Origin of the sequence: Rhizobium phaseoli (genome assembly GCF_010668805.1) — a bacterium.
GTDB lineage: Bacteria > Pseudomonadota > Alphaproteobacteria > Rhizobiales > Rhizobiaceae > Rhizobium > Rhizobium phaseoli_A.
In genome coordinates, this window is record NZ_WUFT01000007.1 from 126,088 (window position 1) to 150,311 (window position 24,224).

The 24,224-nt window shown below is 61.7% G+C and carries 23 protein-coding genes and 1 pseudogene; 9 read left to right on the forward strand and 15 right to left on the reverse strand.

Going from position 1 to position 24,224, the window contains the following annotated elements:
* Positions 1 to 2: 2 nt before the first annotated feature.
* Both GR197_RS12700 and moaB read left to right on the forward strand, forming a co-directional pair.
* The gene (locus GR197_RS12700) at positions 3 to 899 is read left to right on the forward strand and encodes a 4-(cytidine 5'-diphospho)-2-C-methyl-D-erythritol kinase (RefSeq protein WP_164009913.1); all 897 of its coding nucleotides are present in this window, start codon (positions 3 to 5) and stop codon (positions 897 to 899) included.
* Positions 899 to 1,450 carry a molybdenum cofactor biosynthesis protein B gene (gene moaB, locus GR197_RS12705; RefSeq protein WP_164009915.1) on the forward strand — a complete coding sequence of 184 codons (552 nt, stop codon included), beginning with the start codon at positions 899 to 901 and terminating at the stop codon, positions 1,448 to 1,450. The genes GR197_RS12700 and moaB overlap by 1 nt, the downstream gene beginning before the upstream one ends.
* A gap of 86 nt (positions 1,451 to 1,536) precedes the next feature.
* On the opposite strand, the pseudogene GR197_RS32295 reads toward moaB, so the two are convergent.
* Positions 1,537 to 1,850 (reverse strand): annotated as a pseudogene (locus GR197_RS32295) (hypothetical protein).
* A gap of 443 nt (positions 1,851 to 2,293) precedes the next feature.
* Positions 2,294 to 2,812 (reverse strand): glycosyltransferase family A protein, encoded by a 519-nt coding sequence (locus GR197_RS12715; RefSeq protein ID WP_164009917.1) that lies wholly within the window; start codon positions 2,810 to 2,812, stop codon positions 2,294 to 2,296.
* A gap of 139 nt (positions 2,813 to 2,951) precedes the next feature.
* On the opposite strand from GR197_RS12715, the gene GR197_RS12720 reads away from it, so the two are divergent.
* Both GR197_RS12720 and GR197_RS12725 read left to right on the forward strand, forming a co-directional pair.
* A complete protein-coding gene (locus GR197_RS12720; RefSeq protein ID WP_164009919.1) occupies positions 2,952 to 4,109 on the forward strand; it encodes a PA0069 family radical SAM protein in 1,158 nt (385 codons plus the stop codon).
* A 217-nt stretch (positions 4,110 to 4,326) separates the two neighbouring features.
* On the forward strand, positions 4,327 to 5,016 hold the full coding sequence (locus GR197_RS12725) for a ribonuclease HII (RefSeq protein ID WP_164009922.1): 690 nt from the start codon (positions 4,327 to 4,329) through the stop codon (positions 5,014 to 5,016).
* Positions 5,017 to 5,279: 263 nt separating this feature from the next.
* Here the strand turns inward: GR197_RS12725 and GR197_RS12730 are convergent, their stop codons facing one another.
* The 11 genes from GR197_RS12730 to GR197_RS12780 form a co-directional block, all read right to left on the reverse strand.
* Positions 5,280 to 5,771 (reverse strand): F0F1 ATP synthase subunit B, encoded by a 492-nt coding sequence (locus GR197_RS12730; protein WP_164009924.1) that lies wholly within the window; start codon positions 5,769 to 5,771, stop codon positions 5,280 to 5,282.
* Positions 5,772 to 5,774: 3 nt separating this feature from the next.
* Positions 5,775 to 6,398, reverse strand: a complete 624-nt coding sequence (locus tag GR197_RS12735) for a F0F1 ATP synthase subunit B (RefSeq protein ID WP_164009926.1) — start codon at positions 6,396 to 6,398, stop codon at positions 5,775 to 5,777.
* A gap of 77 nt (positions 6,399 to 6,475) precedes the next feature.
* Positions 6,476 to 6,703 carry a F0F1 ATP synthase subunit C gene (locus tag GR197_RS12740; protein ID WP_007632966.1) on the reverse strand — a complete coding sequence of 76 codons (228 nt, stop codon included), beginning with the start codon at positions 6,701 to 6,703 and terminating at the stop codon, positions 6,476 to 6,478.
* A 68-nt stretch (positions 6,704 to 6,771) separates the two neighbouring features.
* On the reverse strand, positions 6,772 to 7,524 hold the full coding sequence (locus tag GR197_RS12745; RefSeq protein WP_164009928.1) for a F0F1 ATP synthase subunit A: 753 nt from the start codon (positions 7,522 to 7,524) through the stop codon (positions 6,772 to 6,774).
* A gap of 63 nt (positions 7,525 to 7,587) precedes the next feature.
* Positions 7,588 to 7,926, reverse strand: a complete 339-nt coding sequence (locus tag GR197_RS12750; RefSeq protein WP_164009930.1) for an AtpZ/AtpI family protein — start codon at positions 7,924 to 7,926, stop codon at positions 7,588 to 7,590.
* 270 nt (positions 7,927 to 8,196) lie between these two features.
* Positions 8,197 to 9,444, reverse strand: a complete 1,248-nt coding sequence (locus GR197_RS12755; RefSeq protein WP_164009932.1) for a cell wall hydrolase — start codon at positions 9,442 to 9,444, stop codon at positions 8,197 to 8,199.
* 215 nt (positions 9,445 to 9,659) lie between these two features.
* Positions 9,660 to 11,558, reverse strand: a complete 1,899-nt coding sequence (locus GR197_RS12760) for a potassium transporter Kup (protein ID WP_164009935.1) — start codon at positions 11,556 to 11,558, stop codon at positions 9,660 to 9,662.
* Between the two features lie 18 nt (positions 11,559 to 11,576).
* The gene (locus GR197_RS12765; RefSeq protein ID WP_007632972.1) at positions 11,577 to 12,554 is read right to left on the reverse strand and encodes a magnesium transporter CorA family protein; all 978 of its coding nucleotides are present in this window, start codon (positions 12,552 to 12,554) and stop codon (positions 11,577 to 11,579) included.
* 474 nt (positions 12,555 to 13,028) lie between these two features.
* Positions 13,029 to 14,207, reverse strand: a complete 1,179-nt coding sequence (locus GR197_RS12770) for an Mrp/NBP35 family ATP-binding protein (protein ID WP_164009936.1) — start codon at positions 14,205 to 14,207, stop codon at positions 13,029 to 13,031.
* A gap of 644 nt (positions 14,208 to 14,851) precedes the next feature.
* Entirely contained in the window at positions 14,852 to 15,589 is a 738-nt protein-coding gene (locus GR197_RS12775) for a LuxR family transcriptional regulator (protein WP_164009938.1), read from the reverse strand.
* Between the two features lie 278 nt (positions 15,590 to 15,867).
* Positions 15,868 to 16,665, reverse strand: coding sequence for an IclR family transcriptional regulator (locus GR197_RS12780; protein ID WP_164009940.1), 798 nt, complete (start codon positions 16,663 to 16,665; stop codon positions 15,868 to 15,870).
* Positions 16,666 to 16,774: 109 nt separating this feature from the next.
* Here GR197_RS12780 and GR197_RS12785 point away from each other — a divergent pair, with 109 nt between their 5' ends.
* The 5 genes from GR197_RS12785 (at position 16,775) to GR197_RS12805 (ending at position 20,827) form a co-directional block, all read left to right on the forward strand.
* Positions 16,775 to 17,542: an SDR family NAD(P)-dependent oxidoreductase gene (locus tag GR197_RS12785; RefSeq protein WP_164010242.1), complete on the forward strand. Its 768-nt coding sequence runs from the start codon at positions 16,775 to 16,777 to the stop codon at positions 17,540 to 17,542.
* The gene (locus GR197_RS12790; protein ID WP_164009942.1) at positions 17,542 to 18,456 is read left to right on the forward strand and encodes a 2-dehydro-3-deoxygalactonokinase; all 915 of its coding nucleotides are present in this window, start codon (positions 17,542 to 17,544) and stop codon (positions 18,454 to 18,456) included. The genes GR197_RS12785 and GR197_RS12790 overlap by 1 nt, the downstream gene beginning before the upstream one ends.
* 13 nt (positions 18,457 to 18,469) lie before the next feature.
* Positions 18,470 to 19,111 (forward strand): 2-dehydro-3-deoxy-6-phosphogalactonate aldolase, encoded by a 642-nt coding sequence (locus GR197_RS12795; protein WP_164009944.1) that lies wholly within the window; start codon positions 18,470 to 18,472, stop codon positions 19,109 to 19,111.
* Positions 19,108 to 19,995 carry an SMP-30/gluconolactonase/LRE family protein gene (locus GR197_RS12800; RefSeq protein ID WP_164009946.1) on the forward strand — a complete coding sequence of 296 codons (888 nt, stop codon included), beginning with the start codon at positions 19,108 to 19,110 and terminating at the stop codon, positions 19,993 to 19,995. Before GR197_RS12795 ends, GR197_RS12800 begins: the two co-directional genes overlap by 4 nt.
* A 226-nt stretch (positions 19,996 to 20,221) precedes the next feature.
* The gene (locus tag GR197_RS12805) at positions 20,222 to 20,827 is read left to right on the forward strand and encodes a PRC-barrel domain-containing protein (protein ID WP_164009948.1); all 606 of its coding nucleotides are present in this window, start codon (positions 20,222 to 20,224) and stop codon (positions 20,825 to 20,827) included.
* Between the two features lie 142 nt (positions 20,828 to 20,969).
* On the opposite strand, the gene GR197_RS12810 is transcribed toward GR197_RS12805, so the two are convergent.
* Entirely contained in the window at positions 20,970 to 22,334 is a 1,365-nt protein-coding gene (locus GR197_RS12810) for an EAL domain-containing protein (RefSeq protein WP_164010244.1), read from the reverse strand.
* Positions 22,335 to 22,451: 117 nt separating this feature from the next.
* On the reverse strand, positions 22,452 to 24,176 hold the full coding sequence (locus GR197_RS12815; protein WP_164009950.1) for a response regulator: 1,725 nt from the start codon (positions 24,174 to 24,176) through the stop codon (positions 22,452 to 22,454).
* Between the last annotated feature and the right edge of the window lie 48 nt (positions 24,177 to 24,224).

Below are 24,224 nucleotides of genomic sequence, written 5' to 3' on the forward strand. Positions count from 1 at the left end.
ACATGCCTGACGAGGGCTTATCAGGCGCTTTCAGCGTCACCGAAGAGGCTCGCGCCAAGATCAACCTCGCTTTGCATGTGACGGGCCAGCGGGCAGATGGTTATCATCTGCTCGATATGCTGGTCACTTTCGCAGATTGCGGCGACCGGCTGAGCTTCACGCGCGCGCCGGCCGACGCCTTCTCCCTGTCGGGCCGGTTCGGCGAGACGCTTGCCGGCGACGGCGACACCAATCTGGTGTTACGGGCGCGTGATCTGTTGCGCATGGCGGTCGGCCCCCTCGCCTTCCCCGTTCACATCCACTTGGAAAAGAACCTGCCGATCGCCTCCGGCATCGGCGGCGGCTCGGCCGATGCGGCCGCCGCGCTGCGCGGGCTGATGCGGCTCTGGGACGCGACCTTGCCCGTGGAGACGCGCGCAGCCCTCGCGCTGCAGCTCGGCGCCGACGTGCCGATGTGCCTTGAGAGCCGGCCGCTGATTGCCCGCGGCATCGGCGAACAGATCGAAGCCGTGCCGGACCTGCCTGCCTTTGCCATGCTGCTCGCCAACCCGCTGAAGGGCGTCTCGACGCCCGAGGTTTTCCGCCAACTGACGACAAAGAACAATCCGGCTCTGAACCTGGCTGCGGATCTCGCTGGGCGTGCCGACTGGCTGGCAGCGATCGGTGCTGCCCGTAACGACTTGGAGCCGCCGGCGCGCGATCTCGTGCCTGAGATCGCAGCGATCTCGGCGATGCTGCGGGCGCGCGGCGCGCTTTTGACCCGCATGTCCGGTTCCGGCGCCACCTGTTTCGGGATCTTTTCGACTATGGCGGCGGCGCAAGATGCGGCGACCGCTCTTCACGCCGAGCGGCCCGACTGGTATTTCCAGGTAACGGAAACGATTTCGGGAGGCATGTGATGGCAAGTCTGGACGAAAAGCGGCCCTTCATCGCCGTCGGCATCGCGATTCTCACAGTTTCGGATACGCGCACGCCGGAGACGGACAAGTCGGGCGACACGCTGGCGGAGCGAATCACCGAGGCGGGCCACAGGCTGGTCGACCGGGCGATCGTGCCTGACGATCGAGAGAAAATCGCAGCCCGGGTGAAGGCCTGGACCGAACTAGATGAGATCGACGTCGTCATAACGTCAGGCGGCACCGGCTTTACCGGCCGCGATGTGACGCCTGAGGCGCTGGAACCGTTGTTCGAAAAGCGCATGGACGGCTTTTCCGCCATCTTCCACCGCATCTCCTATGAGAAGATCGGCACGGCGACGATCCAGTCGCGCGCCACGGCAGGCGTTGCCAACGCCACCTTCATCTTCGCGCTGCCGGGCTCGCCCGGCGCCTGCCGGGATGCCTGGGACGGCATTTTGAAAGGGCAGCTCGACTACCGCAGCGCGCCGTGCAATTTCGTCGAAATCATGCCGCGTCTGGACGAGCATTTGAAACGCGGCGCGGCGAAATAATGCATGTCGCCCGGGAGGGTGCCGCGGTTCCGGGATACCGATATTCATAAAACAAACGACCAAAGCGAGTCGCGCTTTAGAATTCGCTATGTAGCAAGGCCCGGCAAAGCGGGCATCGTTTCCCAGCTGTCACCCGACAGCAGGATGCAGCTGATGCCATGAACATCCGTGACGACGAGTGTCCAGGTTCCGCTTTCGGCGGCATAGACCCGAGAACGGCGTTCTCGTTGACCAGGCCGACTGCCGTCAGCTTTTCAGCGAAGTTCGTGTCGAGGAAATTGATGACGTCGGATCGGCCTGCGCAACTGAGCATCGTCTGCGATGCTGCCGAATGCGGATGCGCGATCATCAATGTCGGCAATATGACGGCCAGCAGGCCGTAGACCATACCGTGTGCCATGACGCACCTCCTTTCGCCGGAACCCCGGCAGAAGAGGAGATTTCGCTGACCTGCTCTGCCGTCCACCGGCATTCCATGGCCATCCGTTGCGAAGCGAGGCGCTTCGACGGCGCCATAGGCAAATTATAGCGCAAAATCCCATTGGGCGCCATCTTTACGCGACGGTGGGCGGGTACGATCGCCGACGTTATTGCGAGACCCGCCCCTCATCCGGCTGCCGCCACCACCGGGGGCGAGCCACGGGTCTCGACCCGTCCTTCGGACCCCCGCTTGCGGGGCGAAGGGGGATAGTCGCAATCTCTCCCTTCCTCGCCAGCGTCGCGCCTAGCTAGCACGTCCCCTCGCCCCGTTTTTACGGGGGAGAGGGTTAGGGTGAGGGGCAGTTTTCGGCGCCAACCAGACATGCACGGTCAAGCCTTGAGGAAGGTGGCGAGCGAAATTGCTTAGCGAGCAGCGCGCGCCACCCAGGCAGGAATCAGTTCGCTGACGAGCTTGCGCGGCTTCTGGCCCTTGGTGAATTCAGCAAGGCGCATGCCGCTATGGGCAGCGGCGAGCGCCTGTTTCTTCGGCATCAGCAGACCGAGTTCCAGCGGCGGCACGGCGCGGCCGAGGCGGCGGAGGAACGGGCGCCGGTAGCCGCGCGAGGCGGTGAAACGCGCCGGTAGCTTGTTCAGCGCGACATATTCGGCGATCTCGTCGATCCAGCCGGCCTGGGGTCTAGCGCCCGGCTCGACGAAAAGCAGCCATTCGCCGCGAGCGGAGCGGACGATGTCCTTGATATCCCACTGCGAATGGAAACGGCAGCCGGCGGCGTCGGCGACCCGCGAGGTGCCGTCGCGCGAGCCGTGATCGAGCACGACCACATCGCTGACGAGCCCCTCCACCGCGCCTGCCACCAATACCGATAAAGTCTGCGCCAGCTCGGATTCCTGATCCTGGCATTCGAGAACAACCGTCAACATCGCCTATTCATAATGCGCCGCACAAATTTTTGCCAGCGGCGTTTTCCGCATTTTGTTCTTGCAATGTTCTGGTTTTACGGATAGGAATTTAATCATCAAAACGGGCGGGAGCGATGGCTTTCCGTCACGGGAGAATCCGATGAGAGAGCAGTCCCTGGCAGGGCAGGCCGCATTCGCGCCTGCCAACACGGCAGATATTGCCGATGCGATGATCGCGTCCTCCGGCCTGCGGATCGAGGTCGATCGGCGGCGCGGGCGTGGGGCGGGACTGAACCCGACCGGGCGGTTCGAGGCGCTGCAGCGGGAAACCTTCGATGACGGCTGGCAGACGCTGGAAGAGCTTCCCCCGTTCAAGACCGATGTGCAGATCGAGAAACCCCGCACAGCCATCACCCGCAACGAATCGCCGGATATTCCCTTCGACCGATCGATCAATCCCTATCGCGGCTGCGAGCATGGCTGCATCTATTGTTTCGCCCGGCCGACACATGCCTATATGGGGCTCTCGGCAGGGCTCGATTTCGAGACGAAGCTGTTTGCCAAGCCGGATGCGGCAAAACTGCTGGAGCGGGAACTCGCCAAGCCGGGTTACAAGGTGCGGGCGATCGCGATCGGCACCAATACCGACCCCTATCAGCCGATCGAGAAGGAATGGCGCGTCATGCGCGGCATTCTCGAGGTCTTGAACAAGGCGAACCATCCGGTATCGATCGTCACCAAGTCGGCGATGATCCTGCGAGATCTCGATATTTTGCGGGATATGGCGGCTAAGAACCTGGTGCGCGTCGGCATCTCCGTGACCACGCTCGACCGCAAGCTTGCCCGGACGATGGAGCCGCGCGCCGCCACGCCGCCGCGCCGGCTGGAGACCATTCACACGCTGTCGGAAGCAGGCATCCAGACGGCTGTGATGGCCGCTCCGCTGATCCCGGCGCTGAACGATCACGAGCTGGAACGCATCCTCGAATCGGCCAAGGCGGCCGGCGCAGCCGAAGCGAGTTATGTCATCCTGAGATTGCCGCTCGAGGTCAGCCCGCTGTTTCGCGACTGGCTGCTGCAACACTACCCCGATCGCTACCGGCATGTGATGTCGCTGGTGCGCTCGATGCGCGGCGGCAAGGATTATGATGCCGAATTCGGCAAGCGCATGAAGGGTGCCGGTCCCTATGCCTGGCAGATCGCCCGGCGCTTTGAAATGGCGGCAAGACGTTTTGGCCTGACGCGACGCGGCATGCCGTTGCGCGACGATCTGTTCGTGCCGCCGGATGGCAGCGGCGTTCAACTATCGCTGCTCTAACCGTTTGTTTTACGCAATTCCTGGCAGCAGCTTCGCACTTTTCCTGGAATTGCTTGAAGCTTGCGCATCGGCCCATCGAGAAACCGCCCTGTTCTCGAGCGCCGAGCGCAATTCCCGCGGATGGGCCTGACCGCCGCCATCCGCCGGACCCGGTCCCCGACCGCCGCCCTGATCGGGGACTTGCGGGCAATCGGGTTGGCGTGCGAGGTTCAGCCGCATGAAACCTCGCACGCCACCCGATTCTCCGCTGCTTTTCCAAGCGGTTCCGCTGGTGCCGGATTTCCGGCTGGAACTCAAAGCCCGCAAGGCCGGCCACTGGCCGGTCGCCGGCGCCGACGAGGCGGGCCGCGGACCGCTGGCCGGACCGGTCGTCGCAGCCGCCGTCATCCTCGATCCGAAGCGCATCCCGGAGGGGCTGAACGATTCCAAGCAGCTTTCGGCGCAACGGCGTGAGGAGCTGTTCGTGCAGATCCTGGCGACTGCCACCGTTTCCATCGCCTCCTCCAGCTCGACGCGCATCGACGAGACCGATATCCGCAAGGCGAGCCTCGACGCCATGCGCCGCGCGATCTGCGGCCTTTCCATCCCGGCAAGCTACGTGCTGACCGACGGACTCGACGTGCCGCCCGGCCTCGATTGCCCTGGGCAGGCTGTGGTCAAGGGTGATGCCCGTTCAGTCTCGATCGCTGCCGCCTCGATCGTCGCCAAGGTAACGCGCGACCGGATGATGGCCCGGGTCCATTGGGTATTTCCGGATTACGGCTTTGCCGCCCATGTCGGATACGGCACGGCACAGCACCGTGCCGGCATCGAAAAGCATGGCCCCTGCTCCCTGCACCGGATGAGTTTTAGGCCGCTACGCAAGGTTGAGGATGGTCCCGAGATGGACGAGCTGATCTCGGAATAGGTCTGAACTCCAGACTGCGGAGAGCTGCTCAAGGCCCCCTTCCTAACCCCTCCCCACAAGGGGGAGGGGCTAGAGCCAGCCGCATGATCTGCATTCAAGATTGGATGAGCGGGGGCCGCAGGTAAGCCCCTCCCCCTTGTGGGGAGGGTTGGGGAGGGGTCTTGGCTCAACCACAACCGGACAGGCTCATACTTCAAAAAAGATCTATCAACGAAGAAAAGGCCGGGACATGCCCGGCCTTTTCCTTATTCCATTCGAAACGCTCAGTTGAGCCGCGTCTTGACCTGGCCGACGGCATTGCCGAAGAGCTCGGACTGGACCTTGGCATCAGCCTGCTTGGCGAGCACCGTTTCGGCAGCCGCGATTGCGAGATCGACGGCAGCGGAACGGACCGCCTTCATCGCCTCGGCCTCGGCCTGCTTGATCTTCTGCTCGGAAAGCGCCGTCCGGTTGGCGACGAATTCTTCCGTCTTCTTCTTCGCCTCGGTGGTCAGCATTTCGGCTTCGCGCTCGGCGGCGGCAACGATGTGGGCCGCTTCGGCTTCCGCTTCCTTGCGCTTGCGCTGGTATTCAGCGAGCAGGTGCTGCGCTTCCTCGCGCAGACGCTTGGCTTCGGCCAATTCGTTGCGAATCTGGTCGGCGCGGTCGTCGAGCGACCGTGCCATCATGCCCGGAACCTTCAGGTAGACGACCAGCGCCAGGAAGAGGACGAGGCCGACAAAGGCGAAGAAAGTCGCGTCAAAAGCAAATCCCATCGATCAAGCCTCCTTCTTGACTGCCGCGACGGCAGCGGCGACATCGGCCTTGGCAACGGTGCCGCCGATCAGCTGATCGACCACGGCAGCCGCGGTTTCCTCGGCAATGGTGCCGACGTCGGCAAAGGCCTTGGCCTTGATCTCGCCGATGCGGAGCTCGGCAGCCTTGATCTTTTCCGACAGGCTCGCCTCGACAGCGCGGCGATCCTCTTCGGCCTTGGCCTTAGCGGCGTCGCGCGCGGCAGCGCCGATCGCGTTGGATTTGGCGCGGGCAGCGGCCAGTTCACCCTCATAGGTCCGGACGGCAGCGTCGGCTTCCGCCTTTAGGCGGCCTGCTTCTTCCAGATCCTGGGAAATGCGCGTGTGACGCTGATCGAGGATCGCCCCGATGCGCGGCGCGATGACCTTTTGCATAAGCAAATAGAAGACGCCGAACGTGATCACCAGCCAGAGCAGCTGAGACGCGAAGGTCGTCGAATCGAAAGGCGGGAAAGGGCCTCGGGCGTGTCCGCCTTCGGCAACACCGGTCTCGGTATGGACCTCGCCTGCGGCCGGAGCGGCATGCGCATCCGTACCCGTCGCTGCCGCCGGTGCTTCTTCAGCGTAAGCCGGGGTCACAAAAAACATTCTCACCTCCAGGTGGACTGCAAATGCAAAGGATCACGGCTTGCGGTCGCAGGCCGTGATCCATCTATTCGCCGATATCAGACGGCGAAGAGGAGGAGGAGAGCGATGAGCAGCGAGAAGATGCCCAGAGCTTCCGTAACGGCGAAACCGAATACCAGACGGCCGAACTGGCTGTCAGCGGCAGACGGATTGCGCAGTGCGCCGGAGAGGTAGCTGCCGAAAATATTGCCGAGGCCGAGAGCCGTACCGGCCATACCAAAGCAAGCCAGGCCTGCACCGATGTACTTTGCTGCTTCCGCTTCCATGTTGAACTCCTTTGAAATGGTTGTTGCGGCGAATGACTGACGCCCTCGAGACGTCGATGTCGTTATCCTTAGTGCCCGCCCGGATGGATTGCGTCGTTGAGGTACATGCAAGTCAGCACCGCAAAGACGTAAGCCTGAAGGAAGGCGACGAGGAACTCGAGACCGGTCAGGGCGACGGTCATGATGAGGGGAAGAACGGCGCCGCCGACACCGAGAGCACCCAGGGTTCCAAGCGAGGCGACGAAGCCTGCGAACACTTTGAGCGTGATGTGACCGGCGAGCATGTTGGCGAAAAGACGAACCGAGAGTGAAATCGGACGCGACAGGAAGGAGATGATTTCGATCGTCACCACCAGCGGCAGCAGCGCGCCCGGCACGCCGTGCGGCACGAAGAGATTGAGGAAGCGGAAACCGTGCTTGTAGAACCCGTAGACGATGACGGTGCCGATGACGAGCAGGGCAAGGGCGAAGGTTACGATGATCTGGCTCGTCACCGTGAAGAAATACGGGAACATGCCGAGCAGGTTCGCCGTCAGCACGAACATGAACAGCGAGAAGACCAGCGGGAAGAATTTCATTCCCTGCTTGCCGGCGCCTTCCTTCAGCATGTTGGCGATGAATTCGTAAGACATTTCCGCAACCGACTGCGAACGGCCCGGCACGATGGCGCGGTTTGAGGTCGCGAAATAGAGGAAGCCGACGGCAACGGCAGCAGAAGCGGCCATGAAGAGCGATGCGTTGGTGAACGAAAAATCAATTCCGCCGATTTCGATCGGCACAATCTTCTGGATCAGGAACTGATGAGTCGGATCGTTAGACACCGCTTGTTCTCTCTACTTTGGCCCGCAGGACGCGGGGACATTGCACTAGACCGGAACCGGTCCCTATTTCTTGTCGTCCTTGTCGTCCAGGGGATGGGCTATCACCCCCGCAGAACGCAGCACGTTCAGAACGCCGGCACAGAATCCGAGAAGCAGAAGAACAATCATCCCCCAAGGCGCCGTGCCAACAAAACGGTCGAAGACATAGCCAAGGAAAGCACCGACGAGGATTGCGGCAATGAACTCGCTGGAAAGCTTCATCGCCTGGGCATAACCTTTGCGGCTTACCTCGGCTTGGGCTTCCCTGGCCTCGTCCTTCCCCACCTCGACGCGCTTGGTCGCGAGTTTCGCTTCCAGTTGCGCACGGCGCTTCTCAAGACTTTCTTCGCGGTCGTCCGCCATGGATCTCTCCTCGCCTGCCCGTCGCCCGCACTCCCGCTACCCCGGTCATTCGGACCCCGGACGCGAAGGTTGAGACCCTTCCGGCCCGTTCTGAAGTCGCGCGCAACATAGTTTTAGGGATTAGCATAGTCAAGGCGTAGACAGCTTCTGTCCAGCGAGAAAATAATTTCATCGAATCAAAGAGATAAACCGATTTTTGGGCGATCGCTTAAATTCGATGGAAAGAATCCGCTTTTGAGCCCGACAAATCGGCTTGGGCAGGCGATTATCTCAGCTCCAGCCGCCGCCATAGGTGCGATAGAAGACGTGAAGACCGATGCGGCCGACCTTTTCCATGGTCTTTGCCCATTTCGGCCTGACATAGACCGCATGGTAATGCGTAGCCGAACCCACCTGGGGCAGCCAGATCTTGCCTGATGTGACCGCCATCGCCACATCGCGGGCCATCCGCCAGTGGTATCCCGAGTTCACCCGGTCCTTGATGCTGTCGCAGGCGAAGGAAAACTGGCAGCGATTGCGCCAATCCTCGTTCTGGTAGACGACGCCGCAGATGGTTTTCGGATAGGAAGGGTTGCGGACGCGGTTGAGGATGACCTGGGCGACGGCCGCTTGGCCCTTTACCGATTCTCCACGCGCCTCGAAATAGATGCCGGAAGCAAGGCACTGCTGTTCGCGGGCGGAAAAGACGCTCGGCGCCAATATGCTTGCGGCCCAGGCATGGTCGCGCGGGCCGATCTCCGGAACGAAGCGGCCGCTGCCCTGCTCGGTCAGAATGGAATCGAAGGGCGACTGGCGGGAATAGTCGGGTGCGGCCGGCCCATAGGCAGTGGCAAGCACATCGGCCTTGTCGCTGGTGACGAGGCTTGCAAGCATTGCCGGCACCCCGTCATCGGGCACCACCGGCTGCTTCTTATAGAAAGATGTGGCGATCTCGATTTCCTTGCCCAGGATCTTCGGCTTGACGAAGGCCGACCTGTCCTTGAGATCGAAGCTCGGGGTGAACAGCATCTTGGTGCGCTCGAGGATAGAGCCGGCGGAAAAGTCCTTCGGCGGCTGCATCCTCTCGACGGCGACGACGCGGCCCTTCTTGGCGGCGCGATTGACGCGATCCTCGTCCGGCGTGTCCTCGTGGCTCTTGTCGTTGGCGGTGCCCTTGTCCATGGCAGCGCCCTTGTCCAGGGCAGAGAAAGCAACCTTGCGGCCATCAGGAAGCACCATGCCGGCGCCCGACGAGATCGTGCCGGTCATTGTCGGGTCGGCGAAAGCAAGTTCGGCCTGATGAATCGAGCCGGCCGGCGAATTGGTCAGCACCATGCGCCAGTTCTCACCCTCATGATCGAGGCCGGCAAGCATGGCGGCGAGATCGGCATGGGACGTGACACTCGGGAAGATCAGCCAGCCGGCAAGCCCGAAGATAGCGGGCGATACCCAGTTCTCGGGAAGAAGGCGCAGCTTGCTACGGGAAGAGCTCTTTCGACGCAAAACCAACTCCGGCAACGGAACGCGGGAACATTCCATCGAAAATCTCTCATTAACCTTGACGTCCGGTTAACGGGCCGTGCCTGACCATGAGAATATTTTGATGTTCTAATGTCGCTGGTTTGATGGGGGACGTATCCCAATCTCCGTCCTCCCAGGCCTTGAGCCGAGGATGCTCGGCTCAAGGCCTGGGAGGACGGAGTACGAGGTGACGGAAGGGGCCAGCCGCATCAGGAATGTCGCCTACACGCCTATCAAATAATAACGTGCGAGCCCAGTTCTACCACGCGGTTGGCCGGAAGGCGGAAGTAGTCCGAGGGGTTGGCGGCGGCGTTGGCGAGCGCGATATAAAGCCGGTCCTGCCAGTAAGGCATGCCCGACTTGGCGTCCGGCACCAACTTGCGGCGGCCGAGATAGAAGGAGGTCGACATGATGTCGAACTTCAGCCCGGTCTTGCGCAGCGTCGCCAAGGCCTGCGAGACGTTTTGCGATTCCATGAAGCCGAAGAGCAATTCGACGCGGGAGAAGCGCTCGGAAATCTGCTCGACCTTGTAGCGGTCCTGGCTTGGGACGCGCGGCTTGTTGACGGTGCGGATCGTCAGGATGACGTTGCGGTCGTGAAGCACATGGTTGTGCTTGAGATTGTGCAGCAAGGCGGCGGGGGCCGATTCCGGATCGCTGGTCAGGAAGATCGCGGTGCCCGGAACCTGGGCCGGCGAATGGTCGCTTTTGCGCTCGATCGAACTGACGAAAGAGGCGAGAGGAATATCGGTGTGGCGGGTCTTTTCCATCAGGATCGCGCTGCCGCGGCGCCAAGTCCACATGACGACGGTAAAGGCCGTGGCGATCAGGATCGGGATATAGCCGCCGTCATGGATCTTCAAAAGGTTGGCGCCGAGGAAGATCAATTCGAGCACGACCAGCGGCGCGAGTGCGATCACCGCAACCGGAAGCGACCAGTTCCAGCGGGCGCGAACGAATTCGAAGGCCATGATCGAGGTGACGACCATGGCACCGGTGACGGAGATGCCATAGGCGGTCGCCAGCGCGTCCGACGTCTTGAAACTCAGGACCAGGAAGATGACGCCGATGAACAGCACGGCATTGACCGAAGGCACGAAGATCTGGCCGGTATTGGTTTCCGAGGTGAAGAGGATTTCCATGCGCGGCAGGAAGCCGAGGTTGATGCCCTGGCGCACCAGCGAGAAGGCGCCGGTGATGACAGCCTGGCTGGCGATGATCGTCGCGGCGGTCGCCAGGATGACGACCGGCAGCAGCGCCCATTGCGGAAACATCAGATAGAAGGGATCGGACATCGTCTCCGGCTTGCCGAGCACGAGGGCGCCCTGCCCGAGATAGTTCAGCGTCAGCGACGGAAACACCAGCGCAAACCAGGCCCATTGAATCGGCCGGCGGCCGAAATGGCCGAGATCGGCATAAAGCGCTTCGGCGCCTGTCACCGTCAGGAAGACGGCGCCAAGCACGACGACACCGTAGAAGCCCTCATGCAGCAGGAAGCTGACGGCATAATAGGGATTGAAGGCGGCGAGGATGCCGAAATCGTCCGAGATATGCGATATGCCGGCGGCGGCGATGACGATGAACCAGACGGCGGTGATCGGGCCGAAGAACCTGGCGACGGCGCCGGTGCCGCGCGATTGCACGACGAAGAGCAGCGCCAGGATCATCACCGAGATCGGCACGATATATTCCGAGAGCCTCGGTGTGACGAGCTTCAGGCCTTCGACGGCAGAGAGCACCGAAAGCGCCGGCGTGATCATCGCATCGCCGAGGAAGAGGGCAGCTCCCATCAGGCCGAGCAGCATCAGTATGGCGGTATGGCCATTGGCGGTCTTCATCAGAAGAGCAAGCAGCGACAGCGTGCCGCCCTCCCCCTCGTTGTCGGCGCGCAGCAGGAACAGCACATATTTGATGGTGACGATGATCGTCAGCGCCCAGATCATCAGCGAGATCAGGCTGATGACCTCGAAGCGGGTGAGGCCGTCATGGGCCACGGGCTTCAGCGCCTCGCGAAAGGCATAGAGCGGGCTGGTGCCGATATCGCCGTAGACGACGCCGACGGAACCCAGCGTCAGATAGAACAGCTTTTTCGGCGTCATCTGGGATTCGTTCGGATGGCTCTCTTCAGACATGAAGTTGCAACAGGCTCCTCAGAGCCAGCCTTTCCAGCGAAAAAAGAAAAAGGGGATGACGGCGGAGACCACCATCAGGGCCAGCGAATAGGGATAACCCGCGGCCCAGGCCAGCTCCGGCATGACCTGAAAATTCATACCATAGACGGAGGCGACCAATGTCGGCGGCAAGAACACTACCGAGGCGATCGAGAAAATCTTGATGATCGAATTCTGCTCGATGTTGATCAGACCGAGCGACGCGTCGAGCAGGAAGGTGATGTTGCCTGCGACGAAGGATGCATGCTCCGACAGCGACTGGATATCGCGCGAGACGGTGCGGCAGAGCTCCTTCGCCTCGCGGTCCTGCTGGATCGCCGGGATCGTGTGAAAGAAGGTCAGCAGACGGGAAAGCGAACCGAGGCTGTCGCGCACCTTGCTGATCATCCGGTGATGGCCGGCGATATCCCGCAATTTCTCTTCGAGGTAGTTCGAGGGCTTGCGCGTTTTCTTCGCCCGGTCGCCGAAGACATGCATCGACAGGATATCGAGGCGCGAGATCGAAACCTCAAGGATTTCGGCGGTGCGGTCGACGATCGTCTCCAACAGCTTGGCCAGAAGCGCAGCACCGCTGCGCCAGTTTTCCGGCAGCCGGTGCAGAGCGGCGATGAACAGCGCAAAGGATTTGGGGTGGGCATAGCGGATGGTGACCAGCCGGTTACCGGCCAGGATGAAGGCGACATCGGTCAGCGTCGGCGCCTCGGTATCAGCCTTCCAGAGAAGCGAGCCGGTCATGAAGACGGCATCGTTTTCGACATAGAGGCGGGCGGAAGGCTCGATATCCTTAAGGTCGTCACGGGTCGGAACCTCGATGCCGAGAACCTTCTCGACATAGAGTTCCTCGTCGCGGGTCGGCTCGATCATGTCGATCCATACGACATCCCCGGGAAAGGATGCGGCATGCGACAGATCGCGGATCTCGACCGACGTGCAATTGGAACAGTAAGCGGTGATCACCGGCAGCCTCTCCGATGCTCACGACGCTTCGCGGCCATTGCGCTTTTCATCGAAAGCCTTTCCATGCGGCCGCCAGCGCGGCAACGCGACGGTCGCTCGTGTGCATCGCTCGAAGCGAAAGCGGACCAAGAAAGTTCATACAACTCCGGCTGCATGCAACCTCAACGGCCAGCATGCGCATTGTGCTCCACCGCATCGCAGCTACCAATCCTTCGATCGACAAGACAACTCCGAACTTGCAGGCGAGGCGACCCTTCGAAAACGAAGATGGCCGTCATTGAGCATCTGCAGCAAACGCCATCATGGCGCCGCGGCATATGAAGCAAAGCCATGCAATAATCAAGACATCTTCCGTGATCCGCGGCTTTTCACCACGTTTCCCTGACAATTTCGGGTATCCGCCGCGGTGATTCGAGGTTCGAAAGGCTCTGTTTTGCGCGTGCCTGACGCTGCACACCTTTTTGACGACAGGGCTTATTCGAAGACGATCGCCGGAGCAGGACGCTGCGGCTGGCCACCGATCTGTTCCCAGACCTTGGTGGCGATGCCGCGATAGATGCCGGCGACGACGCCATTCGGCTCGGAAGCGACGAGCGGCGTGCCGGCGTCGGAGGTTTCACGGATGTTCATCGTCAGCGGCACTTCGCCGAGGAAAGGCACGCCGATGCGCTCGGCCTCCTTGCGGGCGCCGCCATGGCCGAAGATGTCGTAGCGGGTGCCGGTATCCGGCGCGATGAAATAGCTCATGTTCTCGACGATACCGAGCACCGGCACCTCGACCTTACGGAACATGTTGAGGCCCTTGCGGGCATCGATCAGCGCCAGATCCTGCGGCGTGGAGACGATGACTGCGCCGGCAAGCGGCACCTGCTGGGCCATGGTAAGCTGCGCATCGCCGGTGCCGGGCGGCATGTCGACAACGAGCACGTCAAGTTCACCCCAGGCGACTTCGCGCAGCATCTGCAGCAGTGCCGACTGGACCATCGGGCCGCGCCAGATCATCGCTGTCTCCTCGTCGACGAGGAAACCCATCGACATGACCTTGAGGCCGTAATTCTCCATCGGATTGATGATGCGGCCGTCGATCTGCGTCGGACGGCCGGATATTTTTAAGAGCCGCGGCATCGAGGGACCGTAGATATCGGCATCGAGAATGCCGACGCGAAGGCCATTGGCAAGCAGCCCGAGCGCCAGGTTGACGGCGGTGGTCGACTTGCCGACCCCACCCTTGCCCGAGGCGACGGCGATGATGGCAGCAATGCCGGGAACGCCGATCTTGCCGACCCGCGGCGGCTGTTGCGGGGCATGGGTATGGCCCCGGTGTTCATGCTGGTGATCATGGCCGGCATGGCCGTGCGGCGGGTTCGGTGCTGGACGGGCGGCCGGAGCGGCGGCCGCCGCCTTCTTGTCGGCGGTCAGTGTGACGAGCGCGCCCTTGACACCCGGCATTGCCTTGACGACGCGCTCGGCGGCGAGCCGCATCGGCTCCAGCTCCTTAGCGCGATCAGCCGGAACGGTGATGGAGAAATAGACCTTGCCGTCGGAGATGAAGACGTCGGAAACCATGCCGAGCTCGACGATATCGTGCTCGAGATCCGGTCCACGCACGGTCTTCAGCGTTTCGAGAACCTGTTCCTTGGTGACGTCGGTCATTCCACCCTCACTGCCTCTTCTCGCAGACTAGAGCGCCGCGCGTCTTTCAAGACGCGCAAGGAGCGCTGTAGCATTTTGAATTGCTGCATGATTTCAGCCCTCATCGATTCCGATCAAGACTGACATCATGCAGTAGAGATAGTGGAGGCGGACGCCTTCGCCAAACAAAATCATCGCCGGGAAAATCGATTTGCCGGCCAGCAAAAAAGCGCGGGGGACAACCGGCAATCCGTTGCGGCCATCAAGTCCGCCGGGCTTTCGCCCTGATGGCCGCAACGGTCTCTCCCCGAGAACCGGCGCAATCCGGGCGAACTAGCGCAAGCCGAAAAAAAGGCCAGCGAAAAACGAAGGGGAAAGGCCAGATCACCACCAGCTGCGAAGCAAGCGGTGCCAAAACGCAACAACCACCGCCGACACCGAAGGCTTGCGAAAAGCGGCCTCGGCGTCGGGCAGCGGCGTGTCGGCCGCGCCATTTGCTGGCGCTGGTCCAAGTCCCCTCTGGGCCTTTGGCAAAAGAGATGCAGAAAGCGTGCCAGACGGAAATCGGGCAGAAATGGCACAAAAGCGGCCCTGAGGACGGCGGCAACGGCAAGAAAATGCCCAAGCGCTGGGCGTCGGCGAAACCATGCCGTGCTTTTTGCAACTTATTTGATCAGGCCGATGCGCAGCGCCTTGGCAACCGCCTGGGTCCGGTTGACCGTGTCGAGCTTCTTGGTGGCTCGGTTGAGGTAGTGATTGACGGTGTGCTCGGAGAGGGTGAGGATTTCGGCGATTTCCGCACTGGTCTTGCCGGCCGCCGTCCAGTTGAGGCAATCGATTTCCCGGTCGGTCAGCGTGTCCGTCATGCGCGTATCGAGGTTACGGATCTCGGCGAGCCTGTCGTAGACATGGATAGAGATGTAGCAGAGTTCACGCATCTCCGCCGGGCTGAAAGGCTCGCGGTCGCCGGTGAAAGAGATGGCGCCGCGCAGGCCGGATGGCTCATGCGTCGGGAAATAGGCGCCGCGCATCATCCGGAACCGTTCGAACAGCGTGGCGACGAGGGCGGACTTGCCGTCGTCCCGCGACCAGTTCTGGCGCGACATGTCATAGGAGAAGGGCCGCGCCGATGTTCTGAGGCGTCTCAGAACCGGGCTGTTCACCAGCAGTCCCTCCTGGTCGTAGAGCGCCAGAAGCTCGGCCGGCCAGCTGGTGATGACCGTGCTGCCCTGGATATCCAGGGAGGTGATCGGAGGCAGGTTGAGAACCATGAAGGCGCGGCTGCGATAGGCTTCGGTCACGCGTTTCAGGAACCGGAAAATATCGAACTGGGTCTTTAGGCCGGCTATTTCCGTGATGTAGTCGTCGTCTTGTTCCGGGGATGTTTGCGACAAGGGTGCCATCACATTTCTTCATCTTCGGCGCTACGGCCGGTTCGATTGCATCGGGGAATGACGATCGCTTGGATCAAACGGAATTGGCCTCGGCATGCAGCGTTCGGCCGGCAAGTGGTTAATCGATTTCGCAGACTATTTGCAGTTGTCGTGATTCGCCGGCAAATCTCAATATCGCCCTCATCATAAGCATGCTCTCAGATTGCATTCGGCAAGGGGCGGAGCGTAATTTATTCTCCAAAACATGATGTCGTCGGTAAACCGTGCGCACTTTTCGGCATCATGGCCTAGCGGCGGGGGCCGAGCCGGATGCGCATGTCTTCCATGATCCTTCCAGCCGCCAGCTGAACCGGAACGGCCCATTGACGCAGAAGTTCCATCGACAAGCGGTAGGCCGGGCCAGTGATCGAAATGCCACCAATAAAGGTCCGGTCCTGCGACCAGACGGGTGCGGCGACGCAGCAGATGCCGGCCTCATGCTCCTCGCGGTCGAAAGCATAACCCTGGTCGGCGATCTCGCGGATTTCGGCCAGCAGCGTTTCGGCTGAACGATGGGTCGAGGCGGTAAAGCTGGTGAAGCTCAGCCCGGCGAGGAGATCGACGAGGCTTTCGGCCGGAAGCAGCGAAAGCGCGGCCTTGCCGACGCCGGTGCAGTAACAGGGCGAGGCATTGCCGATTTGCGAATACATGCGCACCGGCTGACGGCCGTCGACCTTATCGAGATAGATGATCGACTGACCCCGGAGAACACCGAGATGCACCGTCTCGCCGGTCGCCTGCTGCAGATCGGAAAGGTGCGGCTCGGCAATCAACCGGAATTCGTTGCGCGCCCAGCTGCGCGCGGCGAAGTCGAGCAGGCGCAGGCCGGGCGCATAACGGCCGTCGCCATCGAGTTCGAGCAGACCCTCCTCCAGCAGATGGCTCAGCTGGCGATGCAATGTGCCGCGCGGCTGGCCGGCAAGGGCCAGGATATCGGTGAAGCGTAGCGGCGCATGCGCATGGGTGACGAGATCGAGCAGAACCATCAGTTTGCCGAGCGTGCCGGTCTCGCGGGCCTGTGCTGCGCCTTCGCCGTTTGAATTCATCGCCTCATCCACCCCTTGACAGAAAGGCCAGCGTAAACCGATAATTCCATATAGTCAAATTGAGTTCCAAATAATGGAACACTGGCAAAGTCGGGAGGAGACGATGACCATGATGCAAGCAGCACAATTTCCCGAGTTTAAAGACCGAGCCGTGCTGGTCACCGGCGGCGGATCGGGCATAGGTGCTGCGATCGTCGAAGGTTTCGCCCACCAAGGCGCCAAGGTCTCGTTCATCGATATCGCCGAGGCGGCAGGCCGCGAGCTCGCCGAACGGCTATCGCGGGAGACGACCCATCCGGTCTCTTTCTACCATGCCGACCTGCGCGACATCGAGGCGATCCGGCGCACGGTCGATACTGTCGTTGCGAACTCAGGGCCGATCCGCGTGCTGGTCAACAATGCCGCGTGGGACGACCGCCATGATTTCGACGCGGTGACCGAGGCCTATTGGGACAACAACCAGGCGGTCAATCTGCGGCATGTATTCTTCGCCTCGCAGGCGGTGGCGCCGTCAATGCGGGCGGCCGGCGGCGGGGCGATCATCAATATGTCGTCGATCGCCTTCAAACTGAACATGGGCGGCTTTCCCTCCTATGCGGCGGCGAAGGCTGCGGTCGTCGGGCTGACGAAGAGCATGGCGGGCAGGCTCGGGCCGGAGAACATCCGGGTCAACTGCATCCTGCCCGGCATGGTCGTCACCGAACGGCAGGTGCAGCTCTGGCTGACGGAGGAGAGCATTGCGCGCTCGGTCGAGCAGCAGTGCCTGAAAGTTCCGCTCCAGGCCGACGCGATCGTCGGTCCCTGCCTGTTTCTTGCATCCGACTGCGCGGCTGGAATGACCGCCCAGTCACTGATTGTCGATGGAGGCGTTCTGTAATGACAAATCCCGCTTATGTCGCGGTGGACTGGGGCACCAGCAGTTTCCGGCTCTGGCTGATCGCCAGGGACGGCAGCGTGCTTGCCGAGCGCCGCAGCGGCGAAGGCATGACCAGCGCAGCAAAGACCGGTTTTTCCCAAGTGCTTGCGGCCCATCTCGCCGCCGTCGAGGCACCGGAAAACCTGCCGGTGATCGTCTGCGGCATGGCCGGCGCCCGGCAGGGCTGGATCGAGGCCGGTTATATCGACGTGCCGGCCCCGCTCACCTCGATCCTGACCGCGGCAGTCTCCGTGCCTGGCGAAAGCCGCGACATCCGCATCCTGCCGGGCCTTGCCCAGCGGGATAGCGCGACGCCAGACGTCATGCGCGGCGAGGAAACCCAGCTTCTCGGCGCGCTCGGCACCGCAAGCGCGGGCGCGCAGGCGGTCTGCATGCCCGGCACCCATTCGAAATGGGTGCATGTCAAGGATAGCAAGGTCACCGGCTTTTCGACCTTCATGACCGGCGAACTGTTCGACGTCATCACCAAACACACGATCCTTTCGCATGCCGTTGCCGGTGCGGGAGAGCAGCCGGCGGACACGGAAACCTTCGAGGCGGCGGTATCGGCGGCCTTCCAGCGTCCAGCACTTGCCTCCAACCTGCTGTTTACCGCCCGCTCGGGCCAGCTTCTGCACGGCATATCCGCCGCTGCCGCGCAAGCCCGGCTTTCCGGCACGCTGATCGGTCTCGAAATCGCCGGCGCGCTGCAGGATGCCGCCAACTCAGACATTACCCTCATCGCTTCCGGACGCCTGCAGGCGGTCTACGAACAGGCGTTCAGAACACTCGCCCTTCCCTTCACCGCCATCGATGCGGACGCCGCCGTGCGCCGCGGGCTTTCGGCCGCTGCCGAAGCCATCTGGCCGAATTGAGAAAGCTGACACGATGAACCGTATCCCCTTCCCCGACATGCAGCGCCCGCTGATCGCCATCCTTCGTGGCATCCGGCCTGACGAGACCGAGAGCATCGTCGGCGCCTTGATCGACAATGGCCTGACAGCGATCGAGATCCCGCTCAACTCGCCGGAACCGTTCAAATCCATCGAGATCGCCGCCAAGATGGCGCCGGCCGAAGTGCTGATCGGTGCCGGCACGGTGCTGACGGTCGAGGCGGTCGACAGCCTGCATGCCGCCGGCGGCAAGCTGCTGGTCACGCCGAATGTCGAGCCCGAGGTGATCATCCGGGCCCGCGACTACGGCATGGTGACGATGCCGGGTGTGTTTACACCGACCGAGGCGCTGGCCGCCGCGCGCGCCGGCGCCACCGGTCTCAAATTCTTTCCGGCCAGCGTGCTCGGTCCATCCGGCATCACGGCGATCCGGGCCATCCTGCCGCCGGAGCTGAAAATTGCCGCGGTCGGCGGCGTATCGGACAAGAATTTCGGCGATTATACCAAGGCCGGCATCTTCTCCTTCGGCCTCGGCACCAGCCTCTACAAGCCGGGAATGACCGCGGCGGAGGTTGCCGAGCGCGCCAAGGCGACCATTTACGCCTATGATGCAGCCATTGGGAGCGTGAACGTATGACCGATATCTATGAGTTCGAGGGCAAGACCCTTTGCAACACCAATTCCGTTCTCGGCGAAGGCCCGACCTATGATCCGGACAGCAATACCGTCTGGTGGTTCAACATCCTCGGCAAGGAACTGCACGAGCTCAATCTTTCGACGAGCGCGAAAAAGGTGCACTCGCTGCCGGCCATGGCCAGCGTGCTTGCCCGTATCGACGCCGGACGGCAGCTGATCGCGACCGAAGAAGGGCTTTTCGTCCGCGATGTGGCCAGCGGCAACCTTACCTTCTACGCCGCGCTCGAAAACGACAGGCCGGAAAACCGTTCGAACGACGGCCGCACCCATCCTTCCGGTGCGCTCTGGATCGGCACGATGAGCAAGCGGGCGGAAAACCAGGCCGGCGCCATCTATCATGTCGCCAGCGGCAAGGTGACGAAGATCTTCAACGGCATCAGCATCCCGAATTCGATCTGCTTCTCGCCTGATGGCACGATCGGCTATTACACGGATTCCCGCCTCAACCGGCTGATGCGCGTCATGGTCGATCCGAACACCGGCCTGCCCACAGGCGAGCCGATCGTGCTGGTCGACAGCGCCAACGAGCCCGGCGACATCGACGGCTCGGTGGTCGATGCCGACGGTTATATCTGGAATTCGCGCTGGGGCGCCGGCGTCGTCGATCGCTACAATCCCGACGGCCTGCGCATCTCGCGCTACAAGGTTCCCGCCGTCCAGCCCTCCTGCCCCGCCTTTATCGGCGTCAATGCCGACCGGCTGGCAGTGACGACCGCCTGGGAGGGGTTGGACGAGGATGCGCGCTCTGCGCAACCCAGCGCCGGTGCGCTGCTGGAACTCGGCATCGAGGTCAAAGGCGTGTTCGATCCGGTCTATGTGATCTGAACATCGGATCACCTGATTTGCTTGCCAGAGGCGCTCCCGACCGGGGCGCCTTTTCTTATTTCGGCTGCCGCCTGTTGTAAAATGTTCCGTGAAAATCGAGAAATTTTCCGTGTTTTCAATCGGAACCAATCGGCGCACCAGTCATTTTCTCTTCGAACCGGCGCGGCAATGACACAGATATTGCCGGGTCAGCGACTACTCCAGGAAAAATGAAGGTAGGTTCGAAATGACACGCAAACTCTTGACGACCGTTGCTGCTGGCGCCCTGTTTGCCACGGCTTTCGCACCGGCGGCATTCTCGCAGGCGGCCCCGCAGCCGGCAGATCCAGCTGCTTCCACCCAGGCAGCGCCTGCCGATCCGGCAGCCCCGAAGCCGATGACCCCTGATGTCACCAAGCCCGCCGGCGATGCCGCACAGGCTCCGGCTGCAGCACCGACGGCAGACACGGCGCAGGCCGGCTATATCACGGAACAGGCTCCGGACCAGGTCAGCGCCAACACCTATATTGGCCAGTCGGTCTATAACGGCAATAATGAAAGCATCGGCAGCGTCAACGACCTGATCCTCAAGAAGGACGGCGGCTTCGTTGCTGCGATCGTCGGCGTCGGTGGCTTCCTCGGCATCGGCGAAAAGAATGTCGCGGTGCCGATGGAAAAGATCACCGTCGCTCAGAACACCCAGGACGGCAGCGTCAAGCTGACGACAAGCGAAACGGCTGAATCGCTGAAGGCCGCACCTGAGTTCAAGACGCTGGCCATGCAGTCAGCCGAAAAGGCCCCGGCTGCGACCGGCACCGACACCACGGCCACCGGCTCGACAACGCCCAAGTAATTGGCGTTAGGACAGCCGGGCCACAAAAACCGCGCGGTAGTATAGCGTAGGCGATGGCGCTCCTAGGGGCGCCATCGCTTTTTGCTATGTCGGTAGCTAGAGATGTTGTCCGAAAACCGCACACACTTTTCGGCATCATGCTTTATGCGCTGACACGCTCCACCATGGCCGGATCATAATAGTTCTCGTGTAGGAAGCGCAGCGTGGCGATACCGTCGGCCGGACGGCCGAAATGGTAACCCTGCCCCATGCCGCAACCGAGCGTGCGCAGCTTGACCGCCTCGGCGTAATCCTCGATGCCTTCGGCTACGACTTCCAAGTCCAGGCCGTCGCACATGGTCAGGATCGCCTTGATGATGTGTTCGGAGGCACGGTCGGAATTGATGCGGGAGACAAAGGCACGGTCGATCTTGATCTTGTCGAAGATGAAGTCGCGCAGGCGCCCGAGGCTCGACTGGCCGGTGCCGAAATCGTCAAGCGAAATGCGCACACCGGCGGCGCGCAAATCGGCGATGATCCGGTGGGCGGTATCGGCCGAGCTCATGACTGCGGTCTCGGTGATCTCCAGCTCCAGGCGATGCGGATCGAAACCGACACGGCCGAGGATCGACAGGACGCTGCTGCTCGTGCCCGGATCCATCAGCTGGGCCGAGGAGAGATTGAACGACAGAAACAGTTCGCGCGGCCAAGAAAGGGCCGCTTCGGCGGCTTTGCGCAGCAGCGCCTCCGACAGCGCATCGATGAAGCCGCGCTCTTCGGCGAGCGGCACGAAGACGCCGGGCGAAACGAAACCGAGATCGGGATCGTTCCAGCGGGCGAGCGCCTCGAAGCCGACGACCTGATTGTTGGAGAGCGAGACGATCGGCTGGAAATGCACGTCGATCGCGTCGGAGATGATGGCGTTTCGAAGCGCCTGCTCCAGCTGCGTCGCGCGCTTCATTTCCTGGGCGATTTCGCGCGAATAGACGGTGACCTGGCCGCGGCCGCGGCGCTTGGAACGGTAGAGTGCGGTTTCGGCGCTCTTCAGCAGTTCCTCGCAATCTTCTCCGGCGAACGGGTAGATTGCAAAGCCGAGGGAGGCGGAGAGGCGGACGTTGCGGCCGCCGAGGTCATAGGGCGCCGACAGCACCTCGCGGATCATCTGGCCGAATTTCTCGGCACTGGCCCGCTCGAAAATCAGCGGCAGCACGAAGGCGAATTCATCGCCTTCATGGCGGGTAACCAGCGCGCCATCCGGAATACAGGCCCTGAGGCGATGGGCGACCTGGCACAGGATTTCATCGCCGGCGGTCGAGCCGAAGAGATCGTTGATCGGTTTGAAACTGTCGAGGTTGGCGATGCCGATGGTGAAGGGAGCCGGATCGCTGGCGCGCTCCGAAGAGATCTGCAAGACCTTATCCCGCATGCGATTGCGGTTTCCCAATCCGGTCAGCGGATCGGTATAGGCCATCGCCTGAAGCTCATTCTGACCGACGGTCGAGAAGGCCATTTCCGCCGATTTCATTATCCACCCGAGCTTTCCCGCGCCACGCAGAGAATGACCGGCATATCTTAACAATTCGATAGTAAATCAGCAGCCCTTGCCGTCGGCCCCTCCGAAATCCAGGGAGTCGGCGATTTCCGGCTAGCCTCGCGCTCGCACGGCCTCTTCGATCAGGTGCCTCTGAAATACGGCCTCGAGCATATCAGGGCTGACGGGTTTCATGATGACGTCGTCCATGCCCGATTTGACGCATTCGGCGCGGTCTCGTTCGAAGGCCTGGGTGAGTACGCCGACGATCGGGGTGCGGGTTCCGCCACCGGTCTCCTCCATCTGCCGGATAAGGCGGGCGGCCTCGAAGCCGTTGAAGCCGGGCAGCGAAATATCCATCAGCACGATCTGCGGCCGGTGCTCGGCCCACAGGCGCACGACCTCGTCGCCGGTTGCCGCGATCATATGGCGATAACCAAGGCCTTCGAGGATCTGCGAAAAGACGATTTGATTGATATCATTGTCTTCGGCCACGAGAACCTGCAGGCCGACGACGTCATCGGAAATGCTGATCTCCCAATCCGTATCCGCGCCAGCGCTGCTATTGCGGCTGTTACGGTTGAAATGGCGGGCGATCTGGAAAGTAAGCTCGTTGGCGATCTGGAAGCCGTCCATAACAAGCGCCGGGATACCGTATTGCTCTGACAGTTCGAGGCAGCGCATGCCCATCTGATTATCGATGATCAGCAGATCGAGCGAAATGCCGGAGGAGGTGGCAATTTCCAGGAACCGCTCCTCCTCGTCCTCGCCGCGGACCGAGCAGGATTCGAAACCGTATTTCGACAGCGTCCGTAGCGCGGCGGTCTCGGCGGCGAGGTCAGCAGTGACGACAAGGACCTTGCGGCCGGAGAAATTCTCCGGAACGATCGCTTCCATTGCGGCCGGCTCGCGGCGCTCGACGGCGTTCGGCGCCGGCACATAGGCCCGGCGATAGCTTTGATTGCTGGAGGTGGTGATCGCCGATGCATGGCCGAACTCGTCGAGATCGGCGCCGTCGCGCGGCAGGTCCTGCATGGTCGACACCAGGAAATAGCGGCCCGACTTGCCGATGCGGTGCTTGCGGCTGACGATGTCGCGCTCGATACCGTCGCGGGAGATCTGCCGCTGGCGGGAGATCGACATCTCGCCGGTCTCCATCACATGGCGGTCGCTCTCTTCGAAGCGTTTGGCAATCTCATCTGAAAAAAGATCGGCGCTCTTGCGCCCGAGCACCTCGTCGGCTGTCGTCTGGTACTTCTCGCAGAAGGCGAGGTTGACCGCGACATAGGTGAGGTTGCGGTCCTTGACGAAGAGCGGGAACGGCAGATTGTCGAGAATGTCCTCGGTGAGCTGCACGCGCTCCAGATCCGAGCGCCATTGCTCTTCGCGTTTCTTGTCTTCGGAAATGTCGGAAATGATGGTAACGCCGTAACCGCCCGGCAGCCGGCGTTTGACGAAACGGACCCAGCTGTCGGTCCCGTGGCGCTCGACGGTGTCAAAACGCTCGCGCCAATGCGAGGCAATTTTCTGCGACAGCCAGTCCTCGCGGCTCAGCGAGCCGCGCTGCTTCACATCATATTGCTGGCGAATGCCGGTGTCGTACATCGCGCCGAGAAAATCGCGAAGCCGTGTGCCGGGCTTCAGCATTTCGGGCGGCAGCGGGAAAAACTCCAGCGTCTGGCGGCTGGCGAAGATCAGATGATCGTTTTTGTCATAGATGATGAAAGCTGCCGCAAGGCTGTCGCACACCACATCGAAAAGCGCCGTCTGCAGATCGGCATCGGCGGAAATCCCGTCGGTTTCCGATGATGTGTCCGCCTTTTCGAAGCCGGCACTCATTCCATTGCGTCCCACATCTGTTCGATTTCACAGCTTCCGGAGGTATAT

What these genes read in the sequence shown, in the direction of transcription:
- GR197_RS12700 (WP_164009913.1), top strand. Translation starts at nt 3, where the DNA reads ATGCCTGACGAGGGCTTATCAGGCGCTTTCAGCGTCACCGAAGAGGCT.
- moaB (WP_164009915.1), top strand. Translation starts at nt 899, where the DNA reads ATGGCAAGTCTGGACGAAAAGCGGCCCTTCATCGCCGTCGGCATCGCG.
- GR197_RS12715 (WP_164009917.1), bottom strand. Translation starts at nt 2,812, where the DNA reads ATGTTGACGGTTGTTCTCGAATGCCAGGATCAGGAATCCGAGCTGGCG.
- GR197_RS12720 (WP_164009919.1), top strand. Translation starts at nt 2,952, where the DNA reads ATGAGAGAGCAGTCCCTGGCAGGGCAGGCCGCATTCGCGCCTGCCAAC.
- GR197_RS12725 (WP_164009922.1), top strand. Translation starts at nt 4,327, where the DNA reads ATGAAACCTCGCACGCCACCCGATTCTCCGCTGCTTTTCCAAGCGGTT.
- GR197_RS12730 (WP_164009924.1), bottom strand. Translation starts at nt 5,771, where the DNA reads ATGGGATTTGCTTTTGACGCGACTTTCTTCGCCTTTGTCGGCCTCGTC.
- GR197_RS12735 (WP_164009926.1), bottom strand. Translation starts at nt 6,398, where the DNA reads ATGTTTTTTGTGACCCCGGCTTACGCTGAAGAAGCACCGGCGGCAGCG.
- GR197_RS12740 (WP_007632966.1), bottom strand. Translation starts at nt 6,703, where the DNA reads ATGGAAGCGGAAGCAGCAAAGTACATCGGTGCAGGCCTGGCTTGCTTT.
- GR197_RS12750 (WP_164009930.1), bottom strand. Translation starts at nt 7,926, where the DNA reads ATGGCGGACGACCGCGAAGAAAGTCTTGAGAAGCGCCGTGCGCAACTG.
- GR197_RS12755 (WP_164009932.1), bottom strand. Translation starts at nt 9,444, where the DNA reads ATGGAATGTTCCCGCGTTCCGTTGCCGGAGTTGGTTTTGCGTCGAAAG.
- GR197_RS12760 (WP_164009935.1), bottom strand. Translation starts at nt 11,558, where the DNA reads ATGTCTGAAGAGAGCCATCCGAACGAATCCCAGATGACGCCGAAAAAG.
- GR197_RS12770 (WP_164009936.1), bottom strand. Translation starts at nt 14,207, where the DNA reads ATGACCGACGTCACCAAGGAACAGGTTCTCGAAACGCTGAAGACCGTG.
- GR197_RS12775 (WP_164009938.1), bottom strand. Translation starts at nt 15,589, where the DNA reads ATGGCACCCTTGTCGCAAACATCCCCGGAACAAGACGACGACTACATC.
- GR197_RS12780 (WP_164009940.1), bottom strand. Translation starts at nt 16,665, where the DNA reads ATGAATTCAAACGGCGAAGGCGCAGCACAGGCCCGCGAGACCGGCACG.
- GR197_RS12785 (WP_164010242.1), top strand. Translation starts at nt 16,775, where the DNA reads ATGATGCAAGCAGCACAATTTCCCGAGTTTAAAGACCGAGCCGTGCTG.
- GR197_RS12790 (WP_164009942.1), top strand. Translation starts at nt 17,542, where the DNA reads ATGACAAATCCCGCTTATGTCGCGGTGGACTGGGGCACCAGCAGTTTC.
- GR197_RS12795 (WP_164009944.1), top strand. Translation starts at nt 18,470, where the DNA reads ATGAACCGTATCCCCTTCCCCGACATGCAGCGCCCGCTGATCGCCATC.
- GR197_RS12800 (WP_164009946.1), top strand. Translation starts at nt 19,108, where the DNA reads ATGACCGATATCTATGAGTTCGAGGGCAAGACCCTTTGCAACACCAAT.
- GR197_RS12805 (WP_164009948.1), top strand. Translation starts at nt 20,222, where the DNA reads ATGACACGCAAACTCTTGACGACCGTTGCTGCTGGCGCCCTGTTTGCC.
- GR197_RS12815 (WP_164009950.1), bottom strand. Translation starts at nt 24,176, where the DNA reads ATGAGTGCCGGCTTCGAAAAGGCGGACACATCATCGGAAACCGACGGG.